The sequence below is a fragment of the Aquimarina sp. ERC-38 genome, assembly GCF_026222555.1.
In the GTDB taxonomy this organism is placed as follows: domain Bacteria; phylum Bacteroidota; class Bacteroidia; order Flavobacteriales; family Flavobacteriaceae; genus Aquimarina.
The window spans coordinates 582738-600537 of the sequence record NZ_CP098511.1 but is presented as its reverse complement, the minus strand read 5'-3'; the positions used below and the strand labels follow the sequence as shown (position 1 = coordinate 600537).

22 protein-coding genes are annotated in these 17800 nt (G+C 40.2%); 1 reads left to right on the top strand and 21 read right to left on the bottom strand.

Annotation, left to right across the window (positions count from 1 at the left end; all coding sequences use genetic code 11):
• Window positions 1–71: 71 nt before the first annotated feature.
• From NBT05_RS02645 to NBT05_RS02580, 14 genes are all read right to left on the bottom strand, one after another.
• The gene (locus NBT05_RS02645) at window positions 72–413 is read right to left on the bottom strand and encodes a hypothetical protein (protein ID WP_265771878.1); all 342 of its coding nucleotides are present in this window, start codon (window positions 411–413) and stop codon (window positions 72–74) included.
• 114 nt (window positions 414–527) lie between these two features.
• Window positions 528–1592: a peptidoglycan-binding domain-containing protein gene (locus NBT05_RS02640; RefSeq protein ID WP_265771877.1), complete on the bottom strand. Its 1065-nt coding sequence runs from the start codon at window positions 1590–1592 to the stop codon at window positions 528–530.
• Window positions 1561–1983, bottom strand: coding sequence for a hypothetical protein (locus NBT05_RS02635; RefSeq protein WP_265771876.1), 423 nt, complete (start codon window positions 1981–1983; stop codon window positions 1561–1563). Before NBT05_RS02635 ends, NBT05_RS02640 begins: the two co-directional genes overlap by 32 nt.
• Before the next feature lie 26 nt (window positions 1984–2009).
• A complete protein-coding gene (locus NBT05_RS02630; protein WP_265771875.1) occupies window positions 2010–2186 on the bottom strand; it encodes a hypothetical protein in 177 nt (58 codons plus the stop codon).
• A gap of 53 nt (window positions 2187–2239) precedes the next feature.
• Window positions 2240–2980, bottom strand: coding sequence for a hypothetical protein (locus tag NBT05_RS02625; protein ID WP_265771874.1), 741 nt, complete (start codon window positions 2978–2980; stop codon window positions 2240–2242).
• Window positions 2981–3071: 91 nt separating this feature from the next.
• Window positions 3072–3407, bottom strand: a complete 336-nt coding sequence (locus tag NBT05_RS02620; protein ID WP_265771873.1) for a hypothetical protein — start codon at window positions 3405–3407, stop codon at window positions 3072–3074.
• A gap of 51 nt (window positions 3408–3458) precedes the next feature.
• Window positions 3459–3728, bottom strand: coding sequence for a hypothetical protein (locus tag NBT05_RS02615; RefSeq protein ID WP_265771872.1), 270 nt, complete (start codon window positions 3726–3728; stop codon window positions 3459–3461).
• A gap of 11 nt (window positions 3729–3739) precedes the next feature.
• On the bottom strand, window positions 3740–4258 hold the full coding sequence (locus NBT05_RS02610) for a hypothetical protein (RefSeq protein WP_265771871.1): 519 nt from the start codon (window positions 4256–4258) through the stop codon (window positions 3740–3742).
• Window positions 4259–4275: 17 nt separating this feature from the next.
• Complete coding sequence (locus NBT05_RS02605) at window positions 4276–4680, bottom strand: hypothetical protein (protein WP_265771870.1); 405 nt, start codon at window positions 4678–4680, stop codon at window positions 4276–4278.
• A gap of 58 nt (window positions 4681–4738) precedes the next feature.
• Window positions 4739–5365 carry a hypothetical protein gene (locus NBT05_RS02600; RefSeq protein ID WP_265771869.1) on the bottom strand — a complete coding sequence of 209 codons (627 nt, stop codon included), beginning with the start codon at window positions 5363–5365 and terminating at the stop codon, window positions 4739–4741.
• A 77-nt stretch (window positions 5366–5442) separates the two neighbouring features.
• A complete protein-coding gene (locus NBT05_RS02595) occupies window positions 5443–6021 on the bottom strand; it encodes a hypothetical protein (RefSeq protein WP_265771868.1) in 579 nt (192 codons plus the stop codon).
• Between the two features lie 32 nt (window positions 6022–6053).
• Window positions 6054–7304: a hypothetical protein gene (locus tag NBT05_RS02590; RefSeq protein WP_265771866.1), complete on the bottom strand. Its 1251-nt coding sequence runs from the start codon at window positions 7302–7304 to the stop codon at window positions 6054–6056.
• A gap of 7 nt (window positions 7305–7311) precedes the next feature.
• Window positions 7312–8247, bottom strand: a complete 936-nt coding sequence (locus tag NBT05_RS02585) for a hypothetical protein (RefSeq protein WP_265771865.1) — start codon at window positions 8245–8247, stop codon at window positions 7312–7314.
• Window positions 8247–8708 (bottom strand): hypothetical protein, encoded by a 462-nt coding sequence (locus NBT05_RS02580; protein ID WP_265771863.1) that lies wholly within the window; start codon window positions 8706–8708, stop codon window positions 8247–8249. The genes NBT05_RS02585 and NBT05_RS02580 overlap by 1 nt, the downstream gene beginning before the upstream one ends.
• A 213-nt stretch (window positions 8709–8921) precedes the next feature.
• Here NBT05_RS02580 and NBT05_RS02575 point away from each other — a divergent pair, with 213 nt between their 5' ends.
• Window positions 8922–9077, top strand: coding sequence for a hypothetical protein (locus NBT05_RS02575; RefSeq protein ID WP_265771862.1), 156 nt, complete (start codon window positions 8922–8924; stop codon window positions 9075–9077).
• A gap of 120 nt (window positions 9078–9197) precedes the next feature.
• Here the strand turns inward: NBT05_RS02575 and NBT05_RS02570 are convergent, their stop codons facing one another.
• The 7 genes from NBT05_RS02570 to NBT05_RS02540 form a co-directional block, all read right to left on the bottom strand.
• Entirely contained in the window at window positions 9198–11123 is a 1926-nt protein-coding gene (locus NBT05_RS02570; protein WP_265771861.1) for a hypothetical protein, read from the bottom strand.
• 256 nt (window positions 11124–11379) lie between these two features.
• Window positions 11380–12054: a hypothetical protein gene (locus tag NBT05_RS02565; protein ID WP_265771860.1), complete on the bottom strand. Its 675-nt coding sequence runs from the start codon at window positions 12052–12054 to the stop codon at window positions 11380–11382.
• A 166-nt stretch (window positions 12055–12220) separates the two neighbouring features.
• Window positions 12221–13198, bottom strand: a complete 978-nt coding sequence (locus NBT05_RS02560) for a DUF1376 domain-containing protein (protein WP_265771859.1) — start codon at window positions 13196–13198, stop codon at window positions 12221–12223.
• A gap of 85 nt (window positions 13199–13283) precedes the next feature.
• Window positions 13284–13574 carry a hypothetical protein gene (locus NBT05_RS02555; RefSeq protein WP_265771858.1) on the bottom strand — a complete coding sequence of 97 codons (291 nt, stop codon included), beginning with the start codon at window positions 13572–13574 and terminating at the stop codon, window positions 13284–13286.
• 523 nt (window positions 13575–14097) lie between these two features.
• On the bottom strand, window positions 14098–15651 hold the full coding sequence (locus NBT05_RS02550; RefSeq protein WP_265771857.1) for a hypothetical protein: 1554 nt from the start codon (window positions 15649–15651) through the stop codon (window positions 14098–14100).
• Window positions 15652–16697: 1046 nt separating this feature from the next.
• A complete protein-coding gene (locus NBT05_RS02545) occupies window positions 16698–17138 on the bottom strand; it encodes a hypothetical protein (protein WP_265771856.1) in 441 nt (146 codons plus the stop codon).
• 229 nt (window positions 17139–17367) lie between these two features.
• The gene (locus tag NBT05_RS02540; RefSeq protein WP_265771855.1) at window positions 17368–17799 is read right to left on the bottom strand and encodes a hypothetical protein; all 432 of its coding nucleotides are present in this window, start codon (window positions 17797–17799) and stop codon (window positions 17368–17370) included.
• Between the last annotated feature and the right edge of the window lies 1 nt (window position 17800).

Sequence of the window (17800 nt, the reverse complement as noted above, 5' to 3'; positions counted from 1 at the left end):
CTGGGAATCATAGAGCTGTTTAAGGCACAACCTAATTTCACCTTCCGTTGCCGGAGGTACTTGAGGGGGCTTTACAAAGCCCTGGCCAACAAGGCTACTGCAAATAAGAAAGCAAAGAAAATAAAGGTGGATAATTTTAGCTTTTGCCATGGTGTAATGGTGTTAAAATCGTTTCTAAAATGGTTGTCAAGGTAATTTTCCGAAGTGGGCCAGATCAGCTTCATCAGGATACGTACGATCCCGTGCAGGATAAAAATCCCGATAATGGCAAAGAGGTACACCTGAAATACCCCGGCATCATAAGTCCCTGCCGTCGGGTCTACCCACCGGAGGAATACCGCACTATGCACCCATACGATAAACCCTACTGCCAGGGAGGACAGTTCCCTCCATACCTTGAAATAACCATACAACGGCTTTAGTTTTTCCCATACAGGGCGTAACCACTGTTTTACTTTTTTCATACGTTTTGTTTTTAGGTTTCACATTAATTTTTTATTCACACTGTTAAAAGTTCTCGATCATTGCTATATGGAAGAAAGGTTCCTGGTGGGGGCAAAGACTGTTTCCCCGGACTGGGTAAGGATCCGGGTGATCCCGTTTTCTATCCCCGTAATATACCCTACTACCGTATCGGGTTTTAGTTCCGGTACAATAAAAGACCCGTCGGCTGACTTTAAAAGCGTAGGTTTTATGGCAATAGCCAAATCCCACTCCCTTTCAATTTTATCATGGTCCCTGTCAAACATACCCATTGAACCGTTAAGCCCGGGGATAAACCATACCCCCTTTGGATTTTGTTTCAAACCCATTCTCCTGAATTCAGCCCTGATCTTTACTTTTTCCAGTTCCTTTTGCTTAAAGGCTACACTTAACAAGGCGTTTACCAGGGAAGTAACCTTTATGCCTGTAATGCGTACCCCTTGAAAAAAAGTGCTGACCTGTTGATATTGGCTTACGGAACCTATCTTCTTCAAGCCACCAAGTACCCCGAAGAGGTTCCTACTGTTAGCAGCAGCAATAAGTTCCCTGGAAACAGATGCCGGGTCAAACCCTGAAATGCTGTTTTTGCCGACCAAAGTGGTAAAAACAGATTGCGTGATGGCGGAAGGGAACCCTGCTGCGCGCAGGGCACGCTCGGTACCACTACCAAATATCCCGTCCACCCTTCCATTTCTGAAGCTGGTCTCCCTGATGATCAGTGCAGGTTGCCCGCCTTTAGCCAATAGTGCATTCTGGACCATGGATACCAGAGCACCCCTGGCACCCCGCTTTAAGGGAAAGTTAAGGGTAGCTACAGGCAAGTTTGGCATTGTAGTTACAACATCCCGGGCTGGGATAGTAATTGGATCCAGGGTAAGCCCCCTTTTTGCAGCTGCTTTGTTCTTAAAATGGGTATAAGCTAAAAACCCCAACCCTAAAACCACCCCGCCCCCCAGGCCTATCATCAAGACCTGCCGTTGGGACAGTTTCTTTCCAGTTGGCTGTTTTGGCTTTGTGGTTGCGTTTCTTGCTTTCTTTTTCCGTGGTGCGACAGCTGTTATATTTTGTTGCATCGTTTTATCGTTTTGAATTAATAATTTCGTTGGCAATAGCGAACTCTTCCGTGGTGAGTTCACTCTGCAAATCTGCCGAGAGGTTGCGGTTTTCCAAATCCTTATAGGCGCGGTTTACCTTTCGCATCATACTGGCAGTAGGGATTTGTTCCAGGACCATAAATAAAGCTTCCTCATCTGTTCCCCATCCAAAGGCATTATCATTTTCAAAGGCCATGACCAGGCGGATAGCATAATTTGAAGGGTCACCTTCCTGCAGGGCCCGGCCCTCACGGATGTCTTTTTTAAGCGCCCTCCATAACGCCCTGACCCCCCAAAAGGCGGCCACCCCCATTCCCGTAGCTAAAAGGACGTTGGTAGCCTTTTTTCCCAAGCTAATCCCGGGTTTGTTTTTAATAGCCTGTATTGCAAGTGCAGGAAGTGCCATAGTACTTTACTTTTAGGAATTACCAGCTACGCCAGTTTCATTTTTACCAGGTTCCGGATAAAAGCGTCCGTAAGGAAGAGTTGCTCCATTTTGATAATGCCTTTAGCCCCAAAATTCCTGTTGATGGTTTCCAGGGCCTTTTGCACCCGTTTGGCTTCGGCCTGGTTTTTTACTTCTATCTGTACGGTGATCGGTGTCTTCATAATATTTGGCCCGCTATCCCTAAAAGGGGTCTTTGACCCGGGCAGTTTTAAAGTTATAATTCTGTTTCGTTAAGATGGGGACTTGCCTGTTCCCCTTTGGGGGAATGGGTACTTTGGCTCAGGAAATACTTTATTTTACTAATTAAACTACTGTCCTCCCTGACCTGTTCCCCCAGTTGTATCAGCAGTTGGATAACCTGTTCAAATTGCTCTTCGGTAAATACCTCCTGAAGGTGGTTTAAAATCTGGAGCAGGTAATCCCCGTCTTCACTATTGCCAGGTGCCCCCGTTTCATTTAGGCCCAGCCTTCCCAGGGTACCTGCAACCCCTTTCATCTGATTGGGGTATTGTTTGGCCAACCCGGAAATTGCCCCTGGGAGCAGGGCCTTGCCTAATTCTACAAAACCAAGTTTTTTGACCAGGTTTTCTATTTCTTTCTGTTTTTCTTCGTTTTCCTTTTTAGCCTGCTCAACCCCTTTTTGGAGTTGTTCTATTTCTTTTTGGCCTTTTGCGTGCGATTCTTTAAGCTGCTGGTAATCCCTTTTCTGGAGTTCTTCCTGTAACAGGGAATGCACCTGGAGTTGTACCCCGTTTAAAGCCTCTTCATTAGACTTGCTGGCCCGCTCCAGTTTTTCCTGGAGTTGCCTATTCTCCAGTGATAACCGCTGTATGGTCAACTGATCCTTCAGTTGGGGGTCAGATGGGTTGGGGGGCGTTGCAACCGGCAAATGCCGTACCCCATCCTGATTGGCGGTAGCCTGCAGTTCCTTTAGTTTAGAAGTTCCCTCCCGCAATTTGTGGCGCACATAGGCACTTGCATTGGTAAAGCCCATTTGCTGCATTTCGGCAAGCTGGTCTTCATTTAACCGGATAGACCCCATCATTTTATTTCGATCTGTCATGCGTAGCTGTTTTTAAGATCACCTGTAAAAACCGGACGGTACGCTGGTATTTCCGGGTATTGACAATTTCAATTTGATCCCCATGCTCGTGGGCATTTTCAATAACCCCCCGGGCATACCAATGGTTGTACCTTCCGTAATCCGACTTGATGATAAGCCCCCAGGTAATATGGGTGATAAGCCAGATTTCATTATATGCCTCAAATTTCAAGGTCCCGTTTGCCGGGATTACAAATTCGCGGTAGACTATGCGATAGTTGTCGTAGCCCCGCTCTTTGGCCCTTTGCTTTGCGTATTGTAATGCAAATTCCTCACTCATTAGTACATTTAAATTTGTTGTTTCCGGTGTGAAAACTGATTTTAAAATGGATCAGGTAGCCTCGATAAGTAACCATACCGTGACCTTGTAGGGATAGGTTGCCTGTCCCTGATCTTCGTAAATAGCCTTTATATAATCGGTATCCCCTTGCTCATCTACCGGAAGCAACCGCTCTTTATCCGGGATATCCGGAAGTCCAAGTTGCAAGTCCGGGGCTAGCTCCTTTTCGATCACTTTGGAAAAAGCATCCCCTGAATGTAGCTGTTGTTCTTTGTAGAAGATCCCGCGTTTCTGAAATAATGAAAGTGTTCCCAATATCATAACCTTCGATTTTAACTTGGTGGGTTAAAAGAAAACAGGGCTTCCCCGATCCCTTCCCCGGGCAGTTCCCCCGTCCATAAGTAATAGGGTTGCGGACCGCAATACCCTTCAAACATTAGGGGTAATTCTAAGGGGTTCACAAGGTCCCGGTAGTAACCATTTTCTACCAGTACAGGAAAGCTTTCCGTTTTAGGGCAGGCGAAATACCACCTTCTGCCAAACCCCTTGAAAACCGTATCCGGGGGATATGGCGGATCAAACAAAGCCCCGTTGCTCAGCTTCCTGAAAGAAGCATCGGTAATCACCTTATCCGAATATCCATAGAAATACCGTGGGGGAGGTGCGCCTTCCTTACAGTCGTGTTCAACCCTGGAAGTAACCAAAAGGGCATTTACCCTGGAAGTGGCAAAGGGAAGTTTCGCTTCCGCATTTATAAATTGCCCTTCCCTTTCCACCGTAAAGGTGATAGGGATAAACTCCCTACGTACCACCTTATCCCTGCTACCTGTATGTTTTACTGTTTTGATCATGCACTTCATAGTATTGTTTATATTGACTGTTGAATAAGGAGGATCAGGGTGACCATATATCCGGTATCAAAATTTGCCTTGGTATGATCCGTATCCTCAAACCGTACTTTAACCGACAGGTCACCAGGTAGTACATCGCCCAGTTCAAAGAAGCGTTCCCTGGGCGCCACACTAAGGGATGACATCAGTATTTTGCTCTCGAAGCCATCCGGGAAGAGTTCCTCCCCGCCAATTTCAATACGTTGCTTCCCCCGGTAGTACAAGCGGTCCGGATAATCGGATAACAGCTGGATCCCCCTTACATACCTGGTATGCTTTGGTAATTCAAAAGTATCGATGCTAACCAGTCCGTTTTGTTTCTCCATTCTAAAGGAAAAAACCACCCTGGTTTCCTTGGTATGTTGCTTTTCTTCCATGTCCATTATTACCACATTTTTCTTAAAATAGTTTTTCTAATCTTTGACCAATAGCACGTAAGGCTTACGCAGGGACGGTTGCAGTACCGGCAAGGACAACCTTGATCAGTGCTTTCTCCGGGGCATCCTCCCCAAGTTCGATATTGAATTCAAATTCCTCGTCGTCCCTTATGAAACGGGGGCTTTCCAGAAAGTAGGTCCCTACATTGATCTGGGTATTGCCATCGGTGGCAAATTCCTGCATGGGGCGTTCATCGATAATGATCTTTTTATTGGCGATAAGTGAGAACACCCCGTTTTGAAGCCCGGCCACCCCTTTAATACTCCCGAAATTGGTTTGTTTCATGACCCGCTTTAGTTCCGAATCACTACCGGGCAGGTCACCCTCAATCTGTGCAGCCAAAAGGATAATCCGGTTGCATAGGAACAAGCGGTCTTTTTGAAGTTTGGCCTGGGTCACGTTGGTGATCCCGGTTTCTTTGGCATCCTGGGTTTCGAACATATCGATATTGGCCTTGTTACCCGCAAATTTGATCGAATAGTAAGCAGTATCAGCTAATTGTAACCTTCCTTCTTTGATCCCGGTAGCTACCTTTACCATGGCAGGGTCAAACTTTTTTGCCTGGTCCCTGAGGGAGATATGGGCGTTTACAATTTCCAGGAATTGCGATCTTGAACTTTTTTTCATCATGTCTTTTCGTTTAAAAGTCTTTTTTCTGCCTGCCGACAGACAGGTTTAATAGTTTTATGTGTATGTGCCTGTTGCTACTAGGCTACGGCATTGAGTTCCGAGATATCTTCGGCACCGTTTAACTCCATGGAATCGATACCGTTGATATCATTGCCTGTACCATTGGTAAAACTTTGCCCGATATCAATGGTGGGCAAGGCTTCCCCGGCTTCAATCTTCCGGATGATCTCATCTACTTCCCCGGTGTCAAAGTCGCCCGTATCCGCTACTTCAGACCCCATAAATACCAGGGGACGGTCTTCTATATCCCCGAGTGCCATTTTTTGGGCCAGGGAAGGGGAGAGCTTGTCCAGGTATAACTTTTTGCCAATGGCCTTTAGGGAGGTTATTGCCCGGTCTTTGGCATCGTCCAGGTTGTCCCTTATACCATCTACACCATTAGTGGTTTGTGGCCTTTTAGAAAAACCATTAGAGAATGCCATGCCTACCCCTGCCGAAGTAACCCAGTCTTTACCGTAGTAAGCCCCCCCGAATATGGTTAGCGCGCCCAGGGCAAGTGAATACCTTCCTACCGCTGATCCGGCTACCATTCCCAAAACACCGGTACTCAAGTGTTTTCCGACCTCTAACAGGCTATCTTTTGCGTTTGATTTCATAATACTTAGCGTTTTTAATATTGATTATTATTTTACAGTAGTGCTTTGGGCACCAGTTTTTCAGGGGCTTTCCTGGTAGCCCTGCTTTTCCTCCGGGTCTTTGTACCCTTGGTAAAGCGCCCCAGGGCATCCCTTTGTACCCCCTGTTTTTTTCGCCTGGTACTTTTCCGCCGAACCGGGGTTCCTGAAATAGGCCTGCCCCGTTTCTTTTTTCCGGATCGTACGGCAATGGCAAGCCCGGTGCCTACAACCAGTAAGCCTGCGCCAATGAGGATGGGGGTTTTATGTTTTTGAAAGAAACCTTCTTTTCCCTGGGAACTACCAGGGTCATTTTGGAGCAAGCTTCTGTTTTGGGAAATTACAGGTACTGGCAAGGTACGCCCCGCAGGGGAAGGGGTGAAATTGCGAACAGGGAACCTCGGGATCTGGGGATCGCTAAACCTTGCCGGGGCTACTTGTGCTTTTGGCTTTTTAAAAATGCTACTGGCCTGTTGTTTTACGCTTTTTGCCTGCCCGAAAATATCCCCGATCTTCCCTACGATGGCTGCCACCCCTGCCACAGCACTGGAAGCAGCTGCAATAGCTGTCCCGGTGGCCACCCCGCTCAATCCTTCTACCTGCAAGTCGTCCCTGATAAAAGCTTCGACCGTATCCACGTCCGATTCTACTACAAACTTTTCAAAGGGGTCGTTAAATACGCCAGGTTGCCCATTGTCAAGTGGGCTTCCCAAAGCGAAACCGCTAAGGGGTACTTTCCGGTCTTTATTCCCTTTACCCCTTAAAATTGCCTTTTTAAGGTTTTCCTTTTTCCCTCCTGCCAGTTCGTAGATCTTTTCAGCTTTGGTAACTGCCTTCCGCATTTTGGCAAACCTGCCCATATCCCCGCCACGTTTCCTGGCTTCGGATTCGCTTAAATAACCAAACCGTAGTTTTTCTGCCACTTTCATCATATTGATCTTCATGGCCAGTAAAAACCCGTTCCTAAGTAATATAGTAGCCGGGTTTAGAAAGCGGTTAAAGGTTTTGACTACAGGCTTGACCACTTTTTTAGCAAACCTCTTCAGGCCTTTTCCGATCTTTTTAAAGAACCCGCCCAACCCGTCAATAACGTATATATTCTCATCCACATCGGCATACATCACTACATTGCCATGGTCATCCAATATCTCATAAGCAATCTCCGGCTGTTCTACCGTACCTATCCCGTAAGTGGCAACCGTATCTGTAATATCCAGTGCGTCCAGTCCTGTGGCATCAAAGCCGTCTAATCGGTGTAATTCCATAGTATTTCTATTTCGAGGGGGCTCTGCGCCCCTTTTTAGTATTTGGTTTATCCCTCCGGGTCCTTTTGTTTTCCTTTTTATGGCTACCCACTAGTTTTAGCACCCCGATCCCTGCGGCTATGGAAATGCCGGATAGGATTAAAAAATTGAGCAGGTTAAAATCTTTCCTTACGGGCAGTGTTTTAATCTGTTTCCCATCATCCAGGCGAAAAGGGGAGAGTACCCGTCCAGGTTTTGCGGTCATCGGAAGTTTTGCCCTCCTGTTCCGGACAGGGTAATTTCTTTTCGTTACCGCCGGGCTTACTACCTCACGCAAGGGGATAGGGGTTTCTTCCAGGGCATCAAGGCTTATATCTACCGTATCTACCCCGCATAAAATTCCCAAGCCGTTGATTTCAAAAGCACCCAGGGCTTCAATGTCTTTTTTTTCGGTATAAGGGACTTCATAGTTAAACTGGTCGGTTACGCAGTCCATAATAATATTTCCGTTCCGGGTTGTCACAATAGGGTACACGTGCTGAAAGTGGTGCTTGCCCCCGTACTTGGTAATCCTCATTTTAAAAGGGATCCCCAGATTGGTAAGGATGCTCCCGATAAAAACCGTATAACAATCGCAGTCCACGCCCGTAAACCGGTCTGCCCAGGTACGTGAGGGACGGCGAACTTGTTCCACCCCTGTTTTATCCATCTTGTATTGGATATGTTGGTATACAAAATGCCATATCCCCTTACAGGTCTTATATAGGTTTTTATCAGTAAGCTTTTTTGCTAAAAGGGCAGTATCTGCTTTCGTCTGTTGTATGACCACTTGCATAAGTTGCAGGGTGTCCTCCAGCCTTGCCTTTCCGTGACCTACGATAACCGTGTCCTTGCGTATACTCTGTGGGATAAGGTGGTCAAAACCCTTTGTGCTAGCGATATGTCTTTTACGTTGTGCTTTCATCAGAGTTGCAGGGTAATGGTATCGGTTTGTTCATAAGGCAGGCCATTAACCCTTGAGATAATCTGGGTTTGTATAGCGATCCGGACAGGGTCCCCTTTCCTTATTAGTCCAACTACCCCTGTTCCCAGTACCTGGATCAGGGTAAGCCATCCTGCGGATTGTATATGCAGGTCAAAGTCCTTTTGACTGTTTTCAGGTATTTCAATAAGACGGTTTTCTATAATGGAGCTTCCCAGTAACTTGTTTTTATGCAAAACCCTGACAAAAGGGTGTTGTATCCGCAAGCTTACCGGGTTCGGGTTTTGCAATTGTACCATTGCCTTTAGTTCGATACCCATAAGATTCACCTTATGCACCCGCACCCGGATCCGGGAGGTGATATTGGCACTTGCTTTTTGTAAAAGGGACAAGTACCGTATCGAAAAAATAGCGGCTAGGCCACCTGCAATCCATTTAAACATTCCGTACTGGTTTTAGGTCAAAGTAATGTGGAAAAAACGGGTTAAAAAAGGGAGTTATACAAGCTGGGTAATAAAGGTTGTTTTTTATAAAAATTGTAGTAAATTAGGGCTGTACGGACGGTTTTGGAGGGTTTTTTTACACTTTGTAACGCTTGGTAATACCAATACACATTAATAGCTATTAATACACGATAGGAGATGCAGATAAAATTTATGACAAAACAGGAATTGAGTATTTTTTTAGGGGTTAGCCGGCAGACGTTGCGCAGGAAATTAAAGGAAATCGAAGAATTGGATACCGGGAGAAGGCAGTTGTTATACCCTTGGGAGGTACGATTAATTTATCGGGCATTCGGGGTTTTAGAGTAGAAAATATGTGCCATAAGTATTTTAGTTCATGAAAGAAAACCCTTTCTCATATAGGAAATGAGAAAGGGTTTGATTTTTTACAATAGTTATTTTACTATCGATCCTAATTGTTTTTTAGGTTTAATTCAGTTCAATATTAATTTCCGTTTCCTTTGGAGAGTTATTATAAACTTTTGAAGTATAAATAAGCTCCCCTTCTTTGTCATAAACGTAAATTACAATATTAGCACCTCCAGATTCTTTTCCGTTGATCACAAAATCTGTCTGGCGGTAATTAATTTTATAACTACCATCCTTTTCAGTAAGGGTCTTGGATCCTAATAAATTCTCACCAGTAAAATCTTTGTCGACAGCTTTAAGTACTACACCGCTTAAAGGATTGCCTTTTACATCAGTTACTTTTCCAAATACTTTATGATCTTCGGTAGTTAACCTAGAAATATTGTTATTAAACCCAGAAAAGGATTCCTGAAAAGAAGAGAACCCTTTTTTAATACCTACCTTGGCACCATCGAAGAAAGCCCTATCGATTTCTTCTTCTAGTTCAGGACTAATAGGCTTATCTAAATTGGCCTCCAGGATCCCACTAAGATTTACAATACCCGATCCTATACCATATTGAAGAATACCTTCAGGATTTAGCCATGGGCTTGTATGATTATTAGTCCTCTGTTCTATCCATGGGTTTAGTTCTCTAGTCAAATCTGGTAACAAAGGTTCAATTAAAGAAATAGCAAAATCCATCCCAAATGAACTATTATGGTTTTCCGACATATACTGTATCGCGTGAGTCCCTATGGATATTAATTCTTCATCTTTTATTTGTGAAAGGGGTAAGTCCGGGTTCTGCATATTGGACTCCATGATTCTGTCATTTAAAGTTGCTAAAACTAATATTCGTTTATACAAGCATAACATATTTTTTTTTCGGGTCATCCACTTGGCTATATTTTTAAAATACTCTTCGATGATAGCAAGGGAATTTGGTAACAACCCATTAAGGTTTACGTTTACAAAATGATGCCAGGTTGAATCAATAACAATTCTTCCCACATTTGCTTGTTTTCCGTCAAATACAGATATAGAAGGGAAGCAGTGTGGGTCAGTAGGGACTTTTCCATTTGTTATGTTTCCTGATGTCACAAAGGATATGGCAATATTTTGTGTTCTTATAGTCTGACTTTGCCCTGTCTTGGGGTTGGTCACGGTAAAATCGGTTTCAGGCTTACATTCCCCTTCATGCGGGTGGTCTGGCATCTGTTGTAGAATACCTGAAGGTACAATAGAAGTACTTATAGCTAACAAAGGGTGGGGTAGGCCATTATACAATTTGGCGTGAATAGTCTGGGGAATATCATCTGCCTGATTACTAAAATCCGTAGATGCTGCATCCCCAGGTTTAGGCTGGTTTGTATCATTTCTTCGGGGTCCCCTCATACTTACTTCATTTGAAGGATCAATAGGACTTGGAGTTGTATCATCCCAATACCTCATATCTTTTACCCTGGGTATAATACCGCAAAGGGATTTTCCAAGAGCTCCATGGTCGCCGGTAGCAAATAACCCACCCCCTTTGTTCATATAACTTTCTATAGCACTAGCTTCTGTATTAGTTAAAGAATTGGAAGTAGAAGCAATTCCAAATAACCAGACTTGATCATACATAGTATCGGAAAAATGTTGATCATTATCAAACTTGAAATTAATAACACGTTTATCAAAATCCGGGTTGCCCCCTTGCATCGACTGTCCGTTAATATTAACGTTTCTTCGGTCTGCGAGGGTCACTTTGTAATTGATATGTACATTGCTTTCCTGTTCCAGCTTTTTGAAGATAGATAGGAACCCTGATAACCCTGTTGTTGAAATTCCAAAATTCAACCCATCTACAACAATCAGTACTTTAACCTCACAGGGTTCAAGCCAGTACCAAGGGTAGATAAGCGATGGATCAGTTTTAAGTATTTCTTCTTTTAACTTGAACTGTTCTGGTACCGATAAACGGGTATTACTTTTAAGTTGCTCTTTTAAATATTTTAAATCCATTATTTTTATAATTTTAAATGTTTTATTAAATAATGATTGCGATCGTCAAGTTGGAGTACTTCAAAAGTAAGTGGATAACTTTTTAAAATAAAGGGGGATTTCACCCTATTTATAACCGTTAAAGAACTTAAATTTCAGAATTTGGCGATTGGAATAGAATAAGTTTTCCATTATTCTTAACGTCTGTTCATTTTACGTTTAATATGGGTTTACCACTTTTATTGAGATATGTTTTCCAAGAATGTTTTCCACCAAATTACCTTCTAAAAGTAGGCCCTTTGAATTCAAGGATGTTGAACATGGAAAACAGACGGTCGTAGATATGCCCCCCATACAGTTCCCCGAACTCGGCCAATGCATCTTCCAGGTCATTTGTTGTATCCCCCTCGCGATAATTGCAGGTGATATAAGTTTTTCCCTGTTTATGGTCATAGCGTTTTTCCAAGATATCCCGGATTAAATTTACTTTCCCGTAGTTAGAAGCTTCCCTTTCTTTTTTAACATCATCAATGTATAACCCTTTGCAATGGGTAAGGCGGTGGCAAAACTGATATTTTGAACTTTCCAGATAAGTTTTATCCGCCCCGATCCGTTCGTATTCGGTAACCAGGTTGTGGGCTTTATAACCTTTAAAGCGCATAGGCATCCGGTAATGGTCAAAGACTAAACCCAGTGCTTCCATAATCGTAGTCTTTCCATTACCATACCCCCCTACGATAAGTAAACCTTTATTAAAACCGGGAACCAGTTTTGTGTTCCCGGTTTTTGTAATCAGGGCTTTTCGCCTGAAGAAATTCTCATGCATGGAGAAATATTCGATAACTGGCGCGATATTGGCAAGGGTATCCGGGGTCTCTACAAACTTTTTGTTATGCGCTAGTACATAGGCTTTTTTAAAAAGCTTCCAAAGTATGGTCCTACTGATTATCATAAGTTGGCGTTATTACATATTTAAACCCGTTTTCCTTGCTTATTCTACTTCGAACGGGGAAACTTATTAGGCTTACCGGTTATACCGGCTTAAATCCGACTGGATTTTATTCTTATTAATCGTTTTGAAGACAGGATAAAGGCTTGTAAACCCCCACTGTTTTACACTATCGGTTTACAGAGAATTTCTTTTTATTTAATTTTAGGTTTGAATTAAACTGCGCCAATTTACTTTTCCAATTCGTTTGTTTCCACGCCCCGGTATACCCCCTCCAACCATGGATACGTTCTTGCGAAGCTTTTTTATAAGCCATGTAAGCTTCACTTTGATCAACAAATTCTTTTAGTTCCCCTCGAGCATACAGTTTTTGAAGGAAGGCTTCCACTTTCTGGAAACGGGCATTCCCGTTTTGAGCAAAGAAAAAGCCGAGTCGTTCTTTAAAATTTTTACTGACCAAAGTTTCAATTTTTAGATCTTCGCCTTCTATTATATTATTTATATTTTCATCTTCATTTACAATTTCATTTTCATCTACATTTTCATTTTCATCTACATTTTCATTTACAATTACATCTTTATTTTCATCTTCTAAAAAAAGTGCTTGCTGATCACTTCCCTTAGCGAAGCGATCAGCGATCTTGTTAAGGTACATTTCAATTTGTTCCTTGTTTAGAAGGCTATCAAAGATCATAGGATAATCGATTTGCTTTTTTATTTTCTCTTTTTGAGGTTTCCGTAGTTTTTTTGCCGTAGGATGGTGCCTGAACCAGTTTCCAACGACAGCAAAAACCGCTTTTTTTCCGAGGTATTTTGTTCGCTTCCGGGATTCCAGGAACATCCTGGGGTTTACAATCTTGTTTTTTAGCTCATCGCTAAAGAGGTCGCTACCATAGTCGCTACCTTCTTTAAACACGCTCGCATACGAAACGAATTTTTGGCTTACTTCTACCCATATCGCTTCAAACTCCGGTTGGGGAAGGCGTACCAACCTGGATAGTTTTTTCAGGTTGTCAGGTAAGAACCCCCTACGGTGCTGGTAACATAATAAAATGGTATATACCCCGATCTCTTCAGGGGATAGGTCTGCGGTCCCTTCCAGGAAATCATTGGTATACCACAGTACTGCCGGATCTTTTTTGTTCATTTTGGATGCTTTTTAATTTTGTTAAGGGTAACTAATTAGTTTATGGGGGGATGAGATAGGTATCATCCCCCCATAGACTAATTATTTAATTGACCTTTTGACCTTCTATATACCGTATAATACTCTGTTTACTATAAAGTACCCTGCGACCATGTTGATACCAGTCAATAAGTTTGTCTTCCCGAAGTTGGTACAACCTTTTCTTACTTTTCAGCCCTAATAGCTTCAAGGCATCCATAGTCCCTACATAGTCCTTGGAAACTGCTTTTGAGTTCAAAGCTTCTTCTTTGGCTTCCCGGACTGTTTTATATACCGTTCCCATTACTTCTTCCATTAATTTGTAGAAAGCCTCGCTTTCAATTATGATTACTTCCATATCTCTTGTTTACTATTTTATATGCTACATTTATTTAAATGAATGCGAGAGCGGTACTTTAAAATCAACCCGACCAGTTTTGCAATAAAAGGATCCTCTGCCGTATTGATTATTAAAAACAAGCTCGTTAAAGCCTGGTTATGTACCTACTTTCAACATTATGATGGTAAAACAAGACAAAAAAGAAATGAAAGGGTAGTTATAAAGGGGTGGTGCAACCCTGTGTTTTAACAGGTTTAATATTTGACATTCAGCATATTAAAAAGATATAAATACATAAATTTTAACATATATAAGGCTGAATATTTTTAGTGGTACACAGCTGGTACAACAAATTGTTTAATAAATAGGAGGTTTTTCGTACTATTAAGCAACCCTTGTAAACACTGAGGGTTACAATTGTTATGGAAATATTAACACTTATCTAAAGGTTTTAATGACAAAAAACTGTGAAAAATATCTATAACTAATAGCTGTTTAACCAGGAAACAGATTGAAAATGGTTAAGAATACCCTACCTATATCAGGACACCTTTTTACCTTCTTTCAGGTTACGTAAAGAATCGAGCATCTCGATAAGATGGGATTGAACACGTTTAATAGTTTCCTCGTTGGCCCCGTAAAACCCATTACGGATACTATTTACCGAGATTTCGTCAGTTTCTTTAGAGCGGTATATATTGGAAAGGAATTTAAAGTAATTCTTTTTATCCCCATCATTTAAATCAATAACCCCTATTTCAGAAAAAAGCCTGGCAAATAGAGAGATTTCAAAAACGGTCAGGTTGACTTTTCGTTTTGAAATAGTCCTCTCTTTGATTTCCACTTCCCCGATTTTTTTATTTGTGCTATTTACTTCGTAAATTCCTTGTGCTTTTTGTCTTTGCCGGGAAAGTGCAATCCTTTTATTTACATAACCTACCAGGTAGGCTTTCAGTTGAGGGAACTCCGGGTTATAACTGATATTACCAGTAACGGGTATTTCTTCTAACCGCGCCAGTTGTCTATAAAGATAGGTTTGTACCTCTAGTTCATTTGAAAAATCCCTGAGCCGTTTTAAAAGTTCCTGGCTTAGTGCTTGCCCGATAATATGGGTGTTAAAATTAAGGGCAATAATAAGGTGGTATACCTGATCGTTTTTAGGGTTTTCGTACTTAGAAAACAAACGTTCAAACAAGTCTATATAGGTCCGATAAAAATCCCTTTTGACATAGGTAAGGTGTTTTAGAAAACCACAACTGATCTTTTTTAAAGGCTTGCACAGTTCGCTTTCGATTTCTTCAGGAAGCCCCTGCTTTTTAATATGCTGTTCCAGCCTTTTGGATTTTTTGTCATATTCAAGAATAAAGCTTTTCCTTTGTTCATAGGAGATACCTAAACATTTATCCAGGTATTTATAACAACATTCTTCCATAAAAAGGATAGTACGGTCAATGGTTTCGTGTAAACAACGGAAAACATCCTGAATACCCTTATGATAGGAAACATTATCCGGGGGCGAACCCAGGTACTTTGATTCCAAAGTAGCACTATAATAATTAAGTTTTAACTGGTATTTCCTGATTTTTATTCCTAGCTGTTCTTCGGATAGGGTATCATCCAGGAATAAGGAATGTAAATGCCCGGTAATATCTTTGTAAGCATTTTGCATTTTGCTGTAATAGAAATAATAACAAAGCTCCAGGTTGGAAAGGGTACGGTACCCAAGGTTTATAAAAATATCCAGGGATACGCTATCCTGCTTTTCTTTTATATAAAAATCCTGCGACTCGTTAAGCCGGATTCGGGTATTTTCAAAGAGGAATTCTACAAGGTCCGGATCTATATTTTTTAAATAAGAACTTTTAAAACCCTCCTTTGTCCAGTGTTGTTCATATTCGTAAAATGGTATTTCCTGGCTACGGGTAATTTTAAAACTTTCAGTAGGTTGTTTAACTACCGTTAAAGAGTAGTGGGTGGAAATGTAAGGGTATTGATTTTTTAGATAATTCTGATATTTTCCCCTTGGTAAATAACCTGATAACAAGTTAGTCATATCCTTACGGAAAATATCATAGAAAACATTTAAGTACTCCATAGATACTTGCGATTAAGTTGCTCTTACTTTTTTCGTTGAGTTTTCTAGTTATTTTTGTTTTATAAATACGGGTCTGAACTTTACCTGTATTTATAATAAATAGTTACAGTTTAATATTGGGGTATGTTATGATAGGAAATCTCAAAAACTATTCCTTTATACTTTCTTTAAGTTTTCTTACTGTAATAAAGAACAATATTTTATGTATTGTATTACAAAAAGCAAAAGTTGTATAGTATTGTAGATTATTTAACTAATTTTCCCGTAATAAAATTATGGTTAAAAGTTAAATTATGCAAATGGTTAAAGAAATTATTAGTTTTATAATGGCATTGGTTATTTCGAGAAGTATGTATGTTTAGTCTATTTAGTTTAAAATGAACTTTATAAATAAATAAAGCAGAAAGGGGTTTTAAAATAATTCTTCCACATAATTGTCTTGCAGTTCAATTTATATACTATTTTGGCTTGTTTTCTTATTTTAAAAATTGCGCTGGTTCTTTATTCCTTTAAAACCTTATGGTACATATCTGCCAATTGAATTTCTATAAAATTAATAATCCTGGGTTCGCTGTTCCCGTTTTGGTATTTGGTATACACCCTTTTAAGGATTTTTTCTTTTAGTTGTTTTAGTGTTCCTTCCGGATTTCGAGACCTTTTGAATCAAAGAAGCAGGAATCATTAAATACCAGAATTTCTAACTAAAGCAATAAATGGTACAGGCTCCAAAATTAATATAGACCTTGTTAGATGGCTGAATTAGCAGTAATAAGCAAAAAGCTATCCTTTCAATTAGAAAGGAATACTTTCGTCCATGTCGTACAGGATAAAGTTAGTATACAATGTTACAAAACATTACCGTCATAGTAGTATTACCACTACTGTGAGACATCAAAGTAATTTTGACCATACGGAAACAGATAAAGCCTTAAATAACGTATTAAAATTTTAAAAAACGTAAAAACTACACGACTACATTGACTACATTTAAAAAATCCTTCCTACAACTAAGTAGGAAGGATTACTATAACAATTCTAATTTTAACCTATTTGTATTTTTCAAAGGCAGAAGCTCGTCGCATTACGTTTTTATCATAGTTTTCGTAGTCAATCCTATCATAAACCGCGTTTTCTAAAGATATTGAATCTCTATAACGGTACAAGGTTTCAAATCTTGTGTTAAGTTGATTTTCATCAAATTTCTTTAGTATACTATAAAATTCCAGTTTTTCCTTTCTCGTTTCTGGAAAATCTAAAATTCTATACATAGAATCATTCCTAACTTCATACCTCATTTTTGTCCAATTACCACTACTAACGGAATAATAATAGAAGTAATTATCCTCAAAAAAATACTCAGTATAAGACCCATCAGTAATTCCTAACCAATTTCCAAGTAAATAATCTGGACTAATCTCCTCTTCCTTCTTTGAACAACTAAGAAATACCGTTGCAATAAGTATGAACATATTTATTTTATGTCTCATTGTGAGGTGTAATTTTAAATAACCTTTAAATTGATTTTATATACAGCATAAATGGTAATTTTTTAAAATTATAGTTAAAAACATATTAGTTATAATCATAATATTACGGACTGTATTACAAGATAGAAAGGCTTTATCCTTTTCTTTATTTGAGTTTATTCTTTTAATACTTATTAATTAAATAAGGAGCAATCTTGTATAGAATTGCTCCTTATGCAATATTCTAATATCATCTTTGGCTTTTGACAAAATTTAGACGCTTTATTACCGTACTATCATAAATGTCTTTTTTAATTTCACCTTTTATGTAATTTTCAATGGAAATTGAATCTTGATATCTGATTAAAGATTTATATTTAAAATTAATTTGATTTTCATCGAATTTTTTAATCAAACTGTAAAATTCAAAATTTTCATCTTCCTTCTTATTTAAGCTTAAATTTCTAAATAAGGAATCATTTTTCAATTTATATCTATATTCAACTAAGTTACCAGCTCTAATATCATATATATAATAATTATCTTCTTCAAAGTAAAACTCGGAATAGGAGTTGTCATTTAAACTAAACCAACTTCCGTATAAATAATCTTTATCTATATCCGTTTTTTCTTGAATACAAGAGCTTAATACAATCAGATTAACAATAATAAATTTTCGCATT